The organism is Mesorhizobium sp. KR2-14, assembly GCF_040049255.1.
Lineage (GTDB): Bacteria > Pseudomonadota > Alphaproteobacteria > Rhizobiales > Rhizobiaceae > Pseudaminobacter.
Map to the genome: position 1 here is coordinate 215,323 of NZ_JBDZDR010000003.1, position 13,922 is coordinate 229,244.

A 13,922-nucleotide genomic window follows, 5' to 3' on the forward strand; every position below is an offset into this window, starting at 1 on the left:
CCAACATAGGCGCAATACAAGCAATGAACGTCAACGGTTTGAGGAGATAACGACCATTCGCAGACCTTTCAAAGCAGCGGCACCCACCAAGGACGGGCCGCGCTCCAATCGCGATATCCGTGTACCCCGCGTCCAGCTCATCGATGCAGACGGAAGCAATCGCGGCGAAGTTTCAATCAACGAAGCCCTGCAGGCCGCCGAAGAGGCAGGTCTCGACCTCGTTGAGATTTCCCCCAACGCTCAGCCGCCGGTCGCCAAGATTCTCGACCTCGGCAAGTTGAAATACGCAAACCAGAAGAAAGCGGCCGAAGCCCGCAAGCATCAGAAGACCATCGAGATCAAGGAGATCAAGATGCGTCCCAACATCGACAGCCACGATTACGAGGTGAAGATGAGGGCGGTGCGGCGCTTCTTCGAGGAAGGTGACAAGGTCAAGCTGACGCTGCGTTTCCGTGGCCGCGAAATGGCGCATATGGAACTCGGCATGCAGTTGCTGAACCGGGTCCGTGAGGAAGTCGCGACCATTGCCAAGGTCGAGGCGGAACCCAAGCTCGAAGGCCGCCAGATGATGATGGTGCTCGCGCCGCGCTGAGGCCAGCCGGCATCCAAGATGATTGCGCCGCCGCCGGCGGCGCGCCGTGCAAGAACTTTCCGCAAGGGTGCGGTCTTCGCCATCGGCAGACCGCACCCTTTTTCACATCATGTTACAGGTCCCAATGTCTCCGCACGATCTGAGCCGTTTCCAGCACCGCCGACGCCTGGCGCTTGCAGTCCTTATCGCGGTTGTCCTGCTTGGCCTTCTGTTCGTTCAGTCGAGGCTGCCCAGCAGTGGCAAGGCTCATGAGTATGTGGAAGCCCTGGGCTTCGGACTCATCCTGTTGGCAATCCTCGGGCGGACCTGGTGCACGCTCTATATCGGCGGCCGCAAGGCCGCCGAGATCGTCGATACCGGGCCCTATTCGGTGACGCGCAACCCGCTTTATGTCTTCAGCGCCATTGGCGCTGCGGGGGTCGGCGCCTTGGCAGGTTCGGTGACCGTGGCCGTGGTCTTTGCAGTGGTCACCTATCTGTGCTTCCTCTACGTCATCCTGGTCGAGGAAAGATATCTCGCCAGCACGTTCGGCGATGTCTATCTTCGCTATATGCAAAGGGTGCCGCGCTTCCTCCCGAATTTCGGGCTCTTCAAGGATGCCGAAATGCTTTCGGTGCGGCCGAAGGTGCTTTACCGCACCTTCACCGACGGGCTGATTTTCCTGGTGGCTTATCCGTTCTTCGAGATCGTCGAATATCTGCAGAACAGCGGCATCCTGCCGGTCCTTTTCCGCGTGCCCTGATCCCGTAGCGGCGCGATTCAGCGGTTGCGCTTTGGCCGGCGCATCGCTATAAGGCCGCGTCCAGAACCGTCCGGCAGGGCATGCCGTGGCGGTTCCTGTTGCTTTTCGGGCTTTGGTCGGCCCGAAGCGAAATAAGCGCAATCCAGCGCAGCAGAAAGGAAAGCAAAATGCCCAAGATGAAGACCAAATCGGCCGCCAAGAAGCGGTTCAAGATTACCGCCACCGGCAAGGTCCTGTCGGCTGCCGCCGGCAAGCGCCACGGCATGATCAAGCGCACCAACAAGTTCATTCGCGATGCCCGCGGCACCATGGTTCTCGCTGAGCCGGATGCCAAGAAGGTCATCAAGAATTTTCTGCCGAACGGCCTCTGAGCCCGGCTAACGCGTTTTAAGGAGATCATGACATGCGCGTAAAACGAGGCACTGTCGGCCACGCCAAGCACAAGAAGGTCATGAAAGCCGCCAAGGGCTTTTATGGTCGCCGCAAGAACACCATCCGTATCGCCAAGCAGGCGGTTGAGAAGTCGCTGCAGTACGCCTATCGCGACCGCAAGAACCGGAAGCGCAATTTCCGCGCCCTCTGGGTCCAGCGCATCAACGCTGCTGTGCGCGAGCACGGCCTGACCTACGGCCGCTTCATCGACGGCCTCAACAAGGCTGGCATCGAGATCGACCGCAAGGTCCTGTCCGACATGGCCATCCACGAGCCGCAGGCGTTCGCCGTGCTCGTCGGCAAGGCCAAGGTGGCGCTGGAGTACCTGAAGAACACCACGCCGAACGCTTTTGAAAGCGCAGTCGCTTAAAGACCAGCGCTTCCCAAGCTTCGACATCAACTGACTGGGAAACCCGCGCTGGCACGGCTGGCGCGGGTTTTTCGTATGAAAACGGCATGAAACGGCCGGCAGGACGACACCTCGGATGACGGGCCGCAAGCGGCCGAAGGGACGACGATGACAGATATTGATCAACTCGAACGATCGATCACCGAGGCAATAGCCGCGGCCTCCGACGAGCAGGCGATCGAGGCCGTGCGCGTTGCCGCGCTGGGCAAGAAGGGCTCGATCTCCGAAAAGCTGAAGACGCTCGGCGCCATGAGCCCGGAAGAGCGCCAGACCATGGGCCCGGTCATCAACGGCCTGAAGAACCGCGTCACCGAAGCGCTGGCTGCCCGCAAGAGCGAGCTGAAGGACGCCGCTATCGCCACGCGCCTCGCCGCCGAGAAGGTCGACGTCACGCTGCCCGTGCGCCAGTCGCCGGCCGAGCGCGGCCGCATCCACCCGATCAGCCAGGTCATCGACGAAATCGCGGCGATCTTCGGCGATCTCGGCTTCGCCATTGCCGAAGGCCCGGATGTCGAGACCGACTATTACAACTTCACGGCGCTGAATTTTCCGGAAGGCCATCCGGCGCGCGAGATGCACGACACCTTCTTCTTCAATCCGGATGGGAAGGGCGAGCGCAAGGTGCTGCGCACGCACACCTCTCCGGTGCAGATCCGCACCATGGAGACGCAGAAGCCGCCGATCCGCATCGTCATTCCCGGCAAGACCTACCGCCAGGATAGCGACGCCACCCACTCGCCGATGTTCCATCAGGTCGAGGGCCTGGTCATCGACAAGACGGCCAATGTCGCCAACATGAAGTGGGTGCTGGAAGAGTTCTGCAAGGCCTTCTTCGAGGTGCCGTCGGTCAAGATGCGCTTCCGCCCGAGCTTCTTCCCGTTCACCGAGCCGAGCCTGGAAGTCGACATCCAGTGCGACCGCTCGCGGCCGGGCGAAGTGCGCTTCGGCGAGGGCAACGACTGGATGGAGATCCTCGGCTGCGGCATGGTGCACCCCAACGTGCTGCGCGCCGGCGGGCTCGATCCTGACGAGTACCAGGGCTTTGCCTGGGGCATGGGCATCGACCGCATCGCCATGCTGAAATACGGCATGCCGGACCTGCGCGCCTTCTTCGACGCCGATGTCCGCTGGCTGGCCCATTACGGATTCCGTCCGCTCGACATGCCGACACTGTTCGGCGGACTGAGCAACTGATCGAGCGGCAAGGGATAGAAAAATGAAATTCACACTCTCCTGGCTCAAGGACCATCTCGAGACCGACGCCTCGCTCGAAGAAATCGTCGAGCGCCTGACCTCGATCGGCCTCGAAGTCGAAGCCGTTGATGACAAGGCGGCCCTGAAACCCTTCGTCATCGCCAAGGTGCTGACGGCCGCGCGTCACCCGGACGCCGACAAGCTGCAGGTGCTCTCCGTCGATACCGGCGCGGGCGCGCCTATCCAGGTCGTCTGCGGCGCCCCCAATGCGCGCGCCGGCCTGATCGGTGCCTTCGCCGCGCCCGGCACCTATGTGCCCGGCATCGACGTCACTCTCTCCATCGGCAAGATCCGCGGCGTCGAAAGCCACGGAATGATGTGCTCCGAGCGCGAGCTTGAGTTGTCGGACGAGCACAACGGCATCATCGAGCTGCCGGAAGATGCGCCAGTAGGCACCCCGTTCGCCACCTACGCCAAGCTCGACGATCCGGTCATCGAGATCAACCTGACGCCAAACCGGCCGGACGCCACGGGCGTCTACGGCATCGCTCGCGATCTCGCCGCTTCCGGCCTCGGCACGCTGAAGACGGCGCCGGTCGAGCCGGTTGCAGGCAAGGGCGCGACGCCGGTGAAGCTTACCATCGAGGCGCCGGAACTGTGCCCGGGCTTCGCGCTGCGCCTCGTGCGCGGGGTGAAGAATGGGCCGTCGCCGAAGTGGATGCAGCAGCGGCTCATCGCCATTGGCCTGCGCCCCATCAACGCTCTGGTCGACATCACCAACTACATGACCTTCGATCGCGGCCGGCCGCTGCATGTGTTCGACGCGAAGAAGGTCGCCGGCAACCTCACCGTGCGCCGCGCCAGGGACGGCGAGAAGGTGCTGGCGCTCGACGGGCGCGAATATGAGCTGACGCCCGAGATGTGCGTGATCGCTGATGCGGAAGGCGTCGAGTCGATCGCAGGCGTCATGGGCGGCGAGCATTCGGGCTGCGACGAGAACACCACCGACGTGCTGATCGAGTCGGCGCTGTGGGAGCCGCTCAACATCGCCCGCACCGGCCGTCATCTCGGCATCATTACGGACGCGCGCTACCGCTTCGAGCGCGGCGTGGACCCCGAGTTCATGGTTCCGGGCCTGGAACTCGCCACCCGCATGGTGCTCGACCTCTGCGGCGGCGAGCCCACCGAGGCCGAAGTGGTCGGCTATGCCGGCCACAAGCCGACAGTCGTTTTCTTCCCGCTTTCGGAAGTGAAGCGCCTGACCGGCATCGAGGTTCCCAGGGCCGAAAGCCTGTCGATCCTGTCGCGCCTCGGCTTCAAGCCGCTCGGCAATGGCGATGTGGTCGATGTCGAGGTGCCGTCCTGGCGCCCGGATGTCGACGGCAAGGCCGACCTGGTGGAAGAAGTCATGCGCATCCATGGCGTCGACGAGATCGCGCCGCAGCCGCTTTCCAGCCACGATGCGGTCAACGGCAAGATCCTGACCACGCTGCAGATACGCAGCCGCGCGGCGCGGCGTGCGCTCGCCGTGCGCGGCATGATGGAGGCCGTCACCTGGTCGTTCATCCCGGCAAAGCATGCCGAGCTGTTCGGCGGCGGCAAGCCCGAGCTGAAGCTTGCCAACCCGATCGCGGCCGACATGTCCGACATGCGTCCCTCGCTGCTGCCGGGCCTGCTCACGGCAGCCCAGCGTAACGCTGACCGCGGTCTTGGCGATGTGGCGCTGTTCGAGGTTTCGGGCACCTATGAGGGCGACACGCCGGAAGCCCAGCGCCGCGTTGCCGCCGGCGTCCGCCGCGGCACGGCGAAGCTCGAAGGTGCTGGCCGCAGCTGGTCCGGCAATGCCGGCGCCGTCGGCGTGTTCGATGCCAAGGCCGATGCGCTGGCCGCACTCGAGGCCTGCGGCGCGCCGGTGGACAGGCTGCAGATCGAGGCGGGTGCGCCCTCGTGGTACCACCCCGGCCGCTCGGGTGTGATCAAGCTCGGGCCCAAGACCGTTCTCGGCACCTTCGGCGAGTTTCATCCGAGGACGCTGGAGGCGCTCGACGTTTCCGGCCCCGTGGCCGGCTTCGAAGTCTTCATCGACGCCATCCCCGAGCCCAAGGCAAAACCCACCCGCACCAAGCCGAAGCTCGAGCTTTCGGCCTTCCAGGCTGTGAAGCGCGATTTCGCCTTCGTGGTCGACAAGACGGTCGAGGCCGGCACGCTGATGCGCGCGGCCGCCGGCGCCGACAAGAAGCTGATCACCGGCGTTTCCGTCTTCGACGTGTTCGAGGGCGCTTCGCTCGGCGAAGGCAAGAAGTCGGTCGCCATCGAGATTTCGATCCAGCCCGTCGAGCGCACGCTGACCGACGAGGATTTCGAGGCGCTCGCCGGCAAGATCGTCGAGAACGTCAAGAAGCAGACCGGCGGCGTGCTGCGCGGCTGATCTCCTTAGACATCCCCCTTTACAAAGCCGGGCCTCGCGCCCGGCTTTTCTTTTGGCCCCCCGCTGGCTAGGCTCGCGCCACCAGTTCGGGCGGAAGGAGTCAAAAAATGTTACGGTGGGGAGTTCTGTCCACGGCCAAGATCGCGCGCGACCAGGTGCTGCCGGCGATCGCCGATGCGGAAAATGGCGTGGTTGCGGCGATTGCCAGCCGCGATGCTGGCAAGGCGCGTGCGCTGGCCGACCGTTTCGGCGCGCCGCATGCCTTCGGCTCCTATGAGGAGCTTCTGGCCTCGGATACGGTCGACGGGGTCTATATTCCGCTGCCCACGTCGCAGCATGTCGAATGGGCGGCGAAGGCGGCCGAGGCCGGGAAGCATGTGCTGGTGGAAAAGCCGCTGGCGCTGAAGGCCGAGGACATCGCCCCGCTGATCGAAATACGCGACCGGCAAAAGGTGCTGATCAGCGAAGCCTTCATGGTGTTTTACCATCCGCAGTGGCGCAAGGTGCGCGAGCTGATCGCTGATGGCGCCATCGGCCGGCTGCGGCACGTGCAGGGCGCCTTCAGCTACTACAATGTCGACCCCGGCAACATGCGCAACCAGCTTGCGCTGGGCGGCGGCGCGCTGCCCGACATTGGCGTCTATCCGACGGTGACGACCCGGCTGGCCTCGGGCAGGGAGCCGCTGCGCATTCAGGCGACCATCGAGCGCGACAAGGTCTTCGGCACCGACATCTATTCCTCGGTCAAGGCTGATTTCGGCGATTTCGAGCTGAGCTTCTATTGCTCCACGCAGATGGCGCTGCGCCAGTCCATGCTCTTCCATGGCGAAAAGGGTTTCATCGAAGTGCATGCGCCGTTCAATGCCGGCGACTACGACCACCACCGGGTCGAGCTGCACGACCAGCGGCGCAATGAGGCGACGGTGTTCCGTTTCCCCGGAACTCGGCAATACCGGCTGCAGGTCGAGGCTTTCGCGCGCGCGGCGCAAGGAAGCGGGGAGCCGGTGTTTTCGCTGGAGAATTCGGTGCTCAACCAGAAGGTCATCGACGCGATCTTCCGCGCCGGAGAGCATGAGGGCTGGGAAAAGGTCTGATCACCAATAGACGCCGCCGCGCGTCGGGCGGATGCGCGGGCGGCCCCTTGGTGGGTTGAGCGGCACGTCGCTGGCAGGCGCATCGCCGGCCTGCGGCGGCTGCTCCATGGCGAAGAGCGGATGGAACGGTCCGCCGAAATAAGGCCCATGCGAGGGCCGGATGTGCGGAACGGTCGATATCCGCGGACGCGGCGCCTCGAACAGCACGAAAGGCGCACCGGATCTGTTGGCGGCCTTCAGCGCCATAAGCCGCGAAATACGGTCCTCCGTGCGCGGATGGCTGCGCAGCACCGAAGGGTCGGGCAGGCGCCCGCCGGGCAGAAGCAAGTTTTCCCAGCGCCGGCCCTGGGCCGTTTCAAGCCTGGTAAGAGCGGAAGCAAGTCCGTCCGGGTCTCCGGTCAGCATGACGGCGCCCAGATCGGCATCGAACTCGCGCGTGCGCGACAGCGCCATCTGCAACAGGCCGCCGACGGTGGGCGCGGCCATCAGGACCAGCACGCCGAGCCACGGAACGTGGTGGCCGGAGCCGCCGACGGCGCCGCCGATGTTGAGGAAAAGCGAAAAAAGTCCCACCGTCGACATGACCGAGGTGAAGCGCGACACCATGTCCGCGAAGGCCATCACCTTCACGTCCTCGTTAGCGATGTGGCTCATCTCGTGGGCCAGCACCCCCGCCAGCTCGCGTGCGGAAAGCTTGCGCGCCAGCGCGTCGGTGATCGCGATGGCGGAATCCTCGCGTTGGCCGACCGCGAAGGCGTTCATGATCTGCGAGGGAATCACATGCAGCTTCGGCGTGTTGGGCAGGCCCGCCCGCCGCGACAGCTCGGCCACTATACGCAGCCCCGTCGGAAAGGTTTCGGGCGAAACGGGGCTTGCCTTGTACATGGCAAGCACCAGCTGCGGGCTGACCCGCCGCATGGCGGCCATGGACACGGTGCCAACCAGAAGCGCGAAAACCAGCCCTGAAGAGCCGGCGAAAGCCCATGCCGTTATGGCAAGAAGGAACAGCGCCGCCGCGCCAAGCAGCCAGGTGTGCAGCATGTTGGCCATGCGCTTGCGGCGCTGCGCGACGAGGTCGAGCGTGTAATTGCGGTCCATGCGACACATATGGTGCTGCCGACCGAATTGCCCAATCCCGCGCCGGAGGTGGCTTCGAGGGCGCTTGCGCAGTGTGACGCCTGTTCTTATATACCCCCAAGATCGCCGGAGCTGCCGCAGGTACAGGCAAAGCCAGCGAAAATTTCTTGTGAACCAAGGGGCTGCCGCCGGAACGCCTGATGGGTCCTGGCAGCTTGCTAAGTGGAGAGAACGACATGGCAAAAGTAATCGGTATCGACCTCGGAACGACGAATTCCTGCGTCGCCGTCATGGACGGCAAGGACGCCAAGGTTATTGAAAATGCGGAAGGCGCGCGCACGACCCCTTCCATCGTCGCTTTCACGGATGGCGATGAACGGCTGGTGGGGCAGCCGGCCAAGCGCCAGGCGGTAACGAACCCCGAAAACACGATTTTTGCAGTGAAGCGCCTGATCGGCCGTCGCTATGACGACCCGGTGACCGAGAAGGACAAGAAGCTGGTGCCCTATCACATCGTCAAGGGCGACAATGGCGACGCCTGGGTCGAGGCCGGCGGCAAGAAGCTGTCGCCGTCGCAGATCTCGGCGATGATCCTTCAGAAGATGAAGGAGACGGCGGAATCCTATCTCGGCGAGAAGGTCGAGAAGGCGGTCATCACCGTTCCGGCCTATTTCAACGACGCCCAGCGCCAGGCCACCAAGGACGCCGGCCGCATCGCCGGCCTCGAGGTCCTGCGCATCATCAACGAGCCGACCGCTGCCGCGCTGGCCTATGGCCTCGACAAGAACGAAGGCAAGACCATCGCCGTGTATGACCTTGGCGGCGGCACCTTCGACATTTCCGTGCTGGAGATCGGCGACGGCGTGTTCGAGGTGAAGTCGACCAATGGCGACACCTTCCTCGGCGGCGAAGACTTCGACATGCGCCTGGTCGAGTACCTGGCCGACGAGTTCAAGAAGGAGCAGGGCATCGACCTGCGCGGCGACAAGCTTGCGCTGCAGCGCCTCAAGGAGGCCGCTGAAAAGGCCAAGATCGAGCTGTCGTCGGCTTCGCAGACCGAAATCAACCTGCCCTTCATCACGGCCGATCAGACCGGCCCGAAGCACCTGGCCATGAAGCTCACCCGCGCCAAGTTCGAGCAGCTGGTGGACGATCTGGTCCAGCGCACCGTCGAGCCCTGCAAGGCGGCGCTGAAGGATGCCGGCCTCAAGGCTGGCGAGATCGACGAGGTGGTCCTGGTCGGCGGCATGACCCGCATGCCCAAGATCCAGGAAGTGGTGAAGCAGTTCTTCGGCAAGGAGCCGCACAAGGGCGTCAACCCCGACGAGGTCGTCGCCATGGGCGCAGCCATCCAGGCCGGCGTGCTGCAGGGCGACGTCAAGGACGTGCTGCTGCTCGACGTGACCCCGCTGTCGCTGGGCATCGAGACGCTGGGCGGCGTGTTCACGCGCCTCATCGAGCGCAACACCACCATCCCGACCAAGAAGAGCCAGGTCTTCTCGACCGCCGAGGATTCGCAGTCGGCCGTGACGATCCGCGTCTTCCAGGGCGAGCGCGAAATGGCGGCCGACAACAAGCTGCTCGGCCAGTTCGACCTGGTCGGCATTCCGCCGGCTCCGCGCGGCGTGCCGCAGATCGAGGTCACCTTCGACATCGATGCCAACGGCATCGTCAACGTCTCGGCCAAGGACAAGGGCACCGGCAAGGAGCACCAGATCCGTATCCAGGCCTCCGGCGGCCTGTCCGACGCCGACATCGAGAAGATGGTCAAGGACGCCGAGGCCAATGCCGAGGCCGACAAGCAGCGCCGCGCGCTGGTCGAGGCCCGCAACCAGGCCGAGTCGCTCGTGCATTCGTCGGAGAAGTCGCTCAAGGATTATGGCGACAAGGTCTCCGAGGCCGACCGTACCGCGATTTCGGATGCGATCGCCGCGCTGAAGACGGCCGCCGAGGGCGATGACGTCGAGGCGATCAATGCCAAGAGCCAGGCGCTGGCCGAAGCCGCGATGAAGCTTGGCCAAGCCATGTACGAGGCGCAGCAGCAGGAAGCGGCCGGCGCCGATGCAGCGGCGGCAGCCGCGAAGGATGGTGCCGACGTTGTCGATGCCGACTTCGAGGAAATCAACGAAGACGACGACAAGAAGAAGTCCGCCTGACAGGCGTGACCCGTTTGCTACAAGGGGGCCCGGCGCGATTTTGCCGGGCCTTTTTGCAAGTCCGGCGGAAAATCCACGTTGCGAAGCATTGTAACTCTGGTATCGGCGCTCAAGGCTTACTAAATCGGATGCCAGCGCCGAAGTAACGGACGAAGCGATGCATCAAGACATTGAACATCCGGGTCGCGGAGCAAGATGAAAGCTGATTTTTACGAAACTCTGGGCGTCGACAGGAGCGCCGACGAGAAGGAGCTGAAGAGCGCCTTCCGCAAGCTGGCGATGAAGTTCCACCCCGATCGCAATCCGGGTGACGAAGCCTGCGAACACAAGTTCAAGGAAATCAACGAAGCCTACGAAACGCTGAAGGACCCGCAGAAGCGCGCGGCCTATGATCGTTTCGGCCACGCGGCATTCGAGAATGGCGGCATGGGCGGCGGCCACGGTTTCGGTGCCGGCGGCTTCTCGGACATTTTCGAGGATATTTTCGGCGAGATGATGGGCGGCGGGCGCCGCCGCTCCTCCGGCCGCGAGCGCGGCGCCGACCTGCGCTACAACATGGAAATCTCGCTCGAGGAGGCGTTTACCGGCAAGACCGCGCAGATCCGCGTGCCGACCTCCATCTCCTGCGACGAGTGCTCCGGCTCGGGCGCCAGGCCGGGCACGCAGCCGGTCACCTGCTCGATGTGCTCCGGTTCCGGCCGCGTGCGCGCCAGCCAAGGCTTCTTCTCCATCGAGCGCACCTGCCCGCAGTGCCACGGCCGCGGCACCACCATCAAGGACCCCTGCCAGAAGTGCTCGGGCCAGGGCCGCGTCACCGAAGAGCGCACGCTTTCGGTCAACATTCCGTCCGGCATCGAGGACGGCACGCGCATCAGGCTCGCCAATGAGGGCGAGGCCGGCCTGCGCGGCGGCCCTCCGGGCGACCTCTACATCTTCCTGTCGGTCAAGCCGCACGAGTTCTTCCAGCGCGACGGCGCCGATCTCTACTGCAAGGTGCCGATTTCTATGACCACCGCCACCCTCGGCGGCTCGTTCGAGGTGGCGACGCTGGACGGCACGCAGACCCGCGTGAAGGTGCCGGAAGGCACGCAGAGCGGCCGCCAGTTCCGCCTCAAGGGCAAGGGCATGCCGGTGCTGCGCCAGTCAGCCATCGGCGACCTCTACATCCAGACGGTGGTCGAGACGCCGCAGAACCTCAGCAAGCGCCAGCGCGAGCTCCTGGAAGAGTTCGAGCGGCTCTCTTCGACCGAGAACCACCCGCAATCCAGCGGGTTCTTCACGCGCATGAAGGACTTTTTCGAATCCTTCGGTGAATGAAAGCCAGGGCCTTTCCGCGGAAGGGCCCTGCGCCGCGCGCTATTGGTTTCGTGCCGATCGGCCCTATTTTGCCTTGCGTGCGCAGGGTGGCTGCCGCTACGTAAGGCGACGGTTCGGGGGCGAATCGCAGGAGACAATGCCGATGGCAACTGGTTCTGGTTTGCGCAAATCGCTCGCGACCAAGTTCGACGACGAATTGCGCTTCTTCAAGGGATGGATGGACAAGCCGAAAGCAGTCGGCGCCATCATTCCCACAAGCTCCGTCACCGCCCGCAGGATGGCATCGGTGGTCAACCCCGCCTCCGGCCTGCCGGTGCTCGAGCTCGGGCCGGGCACTGGCGTCGTCAGTCGCGCCATTCTCGGCCGGGGCGTGGCGCCGGAAAAGCTCTTCGCGGTGGAATATTCCCGCGAGTTCGCCGAGCATATGCGCCGCGCCTTTCCGGGCGTGAACGTCATCCAGGGCGATGCCTTCGATCTCGACCGCACGCTGGGCGAGAATGCCGGCCAGCAGTTCGATTGCGCCATTTCGGCCGTGCCGCTCCTGAACATCCCTGCCGAAAAGCGGGTTCTATACATCAACGACCTGCTCGACCGCCTGCCGCTGGGCCGGCCGGTGGTGCAGATCACCTATGGTCCGCTGTCGCCTGTGCCGGCGCGGCGCGGCGAATATACGGTAGAGCATTTCGACTTCGTCATCCGCAACATCCCTCCGGCCCAGCTCTGGGTCTATCGCCGCGTGGCCCACGGCTGACGCGTGCCTGGCGGGCGGTTGATTCGCGCGCCGGTTTCCCTATACCGGGAGCGAACAGGAGATGCCGATGACCGCCCGAATTCTCGTCTTTGCCGGATCGATCCGCACCGGCGCCTATAGCGGCCAGACCGCCGATGCGGCCGAACGCGAACTGGCGCTGCAAGGCGCCGAAGTCACCCGCATCTCGCTGGCCGACTATCCGCTGCCGATCATGGATCAGGACCTGGAGAAGGAGAAGGGCATCCCCGAGAACGCCATGCGCCTTGGCCGCCAGATCGCCGCGCATGACGGGTTCCTCATCGCCAGCCCCGAATACAACTCCTCCATCCCGCCGCTGCTCAAGAACGCCATCGACTGGGTCAGCCGCATCCGCAAGGATGGCGGTGTGCCCTTCCACCCCTATGCCGGCAAGGTGGCGGCGCTGTGCTCCTCATCCAACGGCAATTTCGCCGGCGCGCGCGGCCTCTACCATCTGCGCTCCGTGCTGATGAACTGCCAGGTCGAGATCATCACGCCGCAATGCTCCGTACCGCGGGCGCAGGACGCCTTCGACGAAAACGGCGAGTTCAAGGATGAGCAGCTGCGCCACAGAATGGAACTCGTCGCCCGCACCCTGATCGAACGGGCCCGCATGCTTTCGACGCGGGTGGAAGCCTGATGCCTGCTCAGATGCGCGACCGTCTCATCGTCGGCCTGGACGTGCCTACCGTGAAGGAAGCCGAAGCCGTGGTGCGCGAGCTCGACGGCGTGACCTGCTTCTACAAGATCGGCTACCAGCTCGCCTTCGCCGGCGGGTTGGACTTTGCCCGCGAGCTGGCCAGCGGCGGCACCAAGGTCTTCCTGGACATGAAGCTGCTCGACATCGACAACACGGTGGCCAAGGGCGTGGAAAACATCGTCAGGATGGGCGTGTCCATGCTCACCCTGCACGCCTACCCGAAGGCGATGCGCGCGGCCGTGGAAGCCGCCAGGGGCAGCGACCTCTGCCTGCTCGGCGTCACGGTGCTGACGTCCATGGATGCGCAGGACCTGATCGACGCCGGCTACCAGTACGATCCGCAGACGCTGGTGCTGCGCCGGGCCGAACAGGCGCGGGCCGCCGGCATGGGCGGCATCGTCTGCTCGGCGGCCGAAGCCGGCGCGGTGCGCCGCGTCGTCGGCCCGGAACTGGCGGTGGTGACGCCGGGCATCCGTCCCGCCGGCGCCGAGCGGGGCGACCAGAAGCGCGTGGTGACGCCGGCCGATGCAATGCGCAACGGCTCCAGCCATCTCGTCGTCGCGCGACCGATCGTTGGTGCGGTTGACAGGCGGGCGGCAGCGCAGGCTATTCTCGACGAGATGGCGGCCGCCTGACTTTTGTATCCGGCATGGGAAGCGGATCGGGCCCGGCGGCAGCCGGAAGACATGGCCCGAACGGAGGAGCAGGCTGATGGCGAAGGGATACTGGATCGCTCGGGTCGATGTGCGCGACCCGGAGGGCTACAAGGACTATGTGGCCACCGCCAGGCCGGCCTTCGAGCGCTTCGGGGCCAATTTCCTCGCCAGAGGCGGCGCGCATGAGGCTGTGGAAGGCCCCGGCCGCGCCCGCAACGTGGTCATCGAGTTCCCTTCGCTCGAGGCTGCGCGCGACTGCTACAACTCGCCCGAATATCAGGCAGCCAAGGCCATCCGCCAGAAATACGCCGATGGCGAGATCGTGCTGGTCGAAGGCGCGTGAGGGCCTGAACGCC

Annotated in this window: 14 protein-coding genes; 13 read left to right on the plus strand and 1 reads right to left on the minus strand. The window is 64.6% G+C overall.

The genetic code is table 11. The features are described from left to right. The first annotated feature begins 55 nt into the window (after positions 1-55). From infC to ABLE86_RS10055, 7 genes are all read left to right on the plus strand, one after another. A complete protein-coding gene (gene infC, locus ABLE86_RS10025) occupies positions 56-592 on the plus strand; it encodes a translation initiation factor IF-3 (RefSeq protein ID WP_348779206.1) in 537 nt (178 codons plus the stop codon). Positions 593-716: 124 nt separating this feature from the next. Further along, positions 717-1,334 carry an isoprenylcysteine carboxylmethyltransferase family protein gene (locus ABLE86_RS10030; protein WP_348778807.1) on the plus strand — a complete coding sequence of 206 codons (618 nt, stop codon included), beginning with the start codon at positions 717-719 and terminating at the stop codon, positions 1,332-1,334. A gap of 167 nt (positions 1,335-1,501) precedes the next feature. After that, positions 1,502-1,705, plus strand: a complete 204-nt coding sequence (rpmI, locus tag ABLE86_RS10035) for a 50S ribosomal protein L35 (RefSeq protein ID WP_348778808.1) — start codon at positions 1,502-1,504, stop codon at positions 1,703-1,705. Between the two features lie 32 nt (positions 1,706-1,737). Continuing rightward, entirely contained in the window at positions 1,738-2,136 is a 399-nt protein-coding gene (gene rplT, locus ABLE86_RS10040) for a 50S ribosomal protein L20 (RefSeq protein ID WP_348778809.1), read from the plus strand. Between the two features lie 147 nt (positions 2,137-2,283). After that, the gene (gene pheS / locus ABLE86_RS10045) at positions 2,284-3,369 is read left to right on the plus strand and encodes a phenylalanine--tRNA ligase subunit alpha (protein ID WP_348778810.1); all 1,086 of its coding nucleotides are present in this window, start codon (positions 2,284-2,286) and stop codon (positions 3,367-3,369) included. Positions 3,370-3,391: 22 nt separating this feature from the next. Next, on the plus strand, positions 3,392-5,797 hold the full coding sequence (pheT, locus tag ABLE86_RS10050; RefSeq protein WP_348778811.1) for a phenylalanine--tRNA ligase subunit beta: 2,406 nt from the start codon (positions 3,392-3,394) through the stop codon (positions 5,795-5,797). Between the two features lie 107 nt (positions 5,798-5,904). Next, the gene (locus ABLE86_RS10055; RefSeq protein WP_348778812.1) at positions 5,905-6,891 is read left to right on the plus strand and encodes a Gfo/Idh/MocA family oxidoreductase; all 987 of its coding nucleotides are present in this window, start codon (positions 5,905-5,907) and stop codon (positions 6,889-6,891) included. On the opposite strand, the gene ABLE86_RS10060 is transcribed toward ABLE86_RS10055, so the two are convergent. After that, positions 6,892-7,989, minus strand: coding sequence for a zinc metalloprotease HtpX (locus ABLE86_RS10060; protein WP_348778813.1), 1,098 nt, complete (start codon positions 7,987-7,989; stop codon positions 6,892-6,894). Between the two features lie 215 nt (positions 7,990-8,204). Between ABLE86_RS10060 and dnaK the strand changes: the two genes are divergently transcribed. The 6 genes from dnaK to ABLE86_RS10090 all read left to right on the plus strand — a co-directional run bounded on the left by dnaK (position 8,205) and on the right by ABLE86_RS10090 (position 13,909). Then, positions 8,205-10,124: a molecular chaperone DnaK gene (dnaK, locus tag ABLE86_RS10065; RefSeq protein WP_348778814.1), complete on the plus strand. Its 1,920-nt coding sequence runs from the start codon at positions 8,205-8,207 to the stop codon at positions 10,122-10,124. Between the two features lie 195 nt (positions 10,125-10,319). Further along, complete coding sequence (gene dnaJ, locus ABLE86_RS10070) at positions 10,320-11,441, plus strand: molecular chaperone DnaJ (RefSeq protein ID WP_348778815.1); 1,122 nt, start codon at positions 10,320-10,322, stop codon at positions 11,439-11,441. A gap of 142 nt (positions 11,442-11,583) precedes the next feature. Next, entirely contained in the window at positions 11,584-12,192 is a 609-nt protein-coding gene (gene pmtA, locus ABLE86_RS10075) for a phospholipid N-methyltransferase PmtA (protein ID WP_348778816.1), read from the plus strand. Between the two features lie 61 nt (positions 12,193-12,253). Beyond that, positions 12,254-12,850, plus strand: a complete 597-nt coding sequence (locus ABLE86_RS10080; protein WP_348778817.1) for an NAD(P)H-dependent oxidoreductase — start codon at positions 12,254-12,256, stop codon at positions 12,848-12,850. Then, positions 12,850-13,545, plus strand: a complete 696-nt coding sequence (gene pyrF, locus ABLE86_RS10085) for an orotidine-5'-phosphate decarboxylase (RefSeq protein ID WP_348778818.1) — start codon at positions 12,850-12,852, stop codon at positions 13,543-13,545. Before ABLE86_RS10080 ends, pyrF begins: the two co-directional genes overlap by 1 nt. A gap of 76 nt (positions 13,546-13,621) precedes the next feature. Further along, positions 13,622-13,909 (plus strand): DUF1330 domain-containing protein, encoded by a 288-nt coding sequence (locus ABLE86_RS10090; protein ID WP_348778819.1) that lies wholly within the window; start codon positions 13,622-13,624, stop codon positions 13,907-13,909. Positions 13,910-13,922: the final 13 nt, after the last annotated feature.

Coding starts and splice junctions, on each gene's coding strand:
- dnaK (WP_348778814.1), top strand. CDS start 8,205: ATGGCAAAAGTAATCGGTATCGACCTCGGAACGACGAATTCCTGCGTC.
- rplT (WP_348778809.1), top strand. CDS start 1,738: ATGCGCGTAAAACGAGGCACTGTCGGCCACGCCAAGCACAAGAAGGTC.
- ABLE86_RS10055 (WP_348778812.1), top strand. CDS start 5,905: ATGTTACGGTGGGGAGTTCTGTCCACGGCCAAGATCGCGCGCGACCAG.
- ABLE86_RS10090 (WP_348778819.1), top strand. CDS start 13,622: ATGGCGAAGGGATACTGGATCGCTCGGGTCGATGTGCGCGACCCGGAG.
- ABLE86_RS10060 (WP_348778813.1), bottom strand. CDS start 7,989: ATGGACCGCAATTACACGCTCGACCTCGTCGCGCAGCGCCGCAAGCGC.
- pmtA (WP_348778816.1), top strand. CDS start 11,584: ATGGCAACTGGTTCTGGTTTGCGCAAATCGCTCGCGACCAAGTTCGAC.
- pheT (WP_348778811.1), top strand. CDS start 3,392: ATGAAATTCACACTCTCCTGGCTCAAGGACCATCTCGAGACCGACGCC.
- ABLE86_RS10030 (WP_348778807.1), top strand. CDS start 717: ATGTCTCCGCACGATCTGAGCCGTTTCCAGCACCGCCGACGCCTGGCG.
- ABLE86_RS10080 (WP_348778817.1), top strand. CDS start 12,254: ATGCCGATGACCGCCCGAATTCTCGTCTTTGCCGGATCGATCCGCACC.
- dnaJ (WP_348778815.1), top strand. CDS start 10,320: ATGAAAGCTGATTTTTACGAAACTCTGGGCGTCGACAGGAGCGCCGAC.
- pyrF (WP_348778818.1), top strand. CDS start 12,850: ATGCCTGCTCAGATGCGCGACCGTCTCATCGTCGGCCTGGACGTGCCT.
- pheS (WP_348778810.1), top strand. CDS start 2,284: ATGACAGATATTGATCAACTCGAACGATCGATCACCGAGGCAATAGCC.
- rpmI (WP_348778808.1), top strand. CDS start 1,502: ATGCCCAAGATGAAGACCAAATCGGCCGCCAAGAAGCGGTTCAAGATT.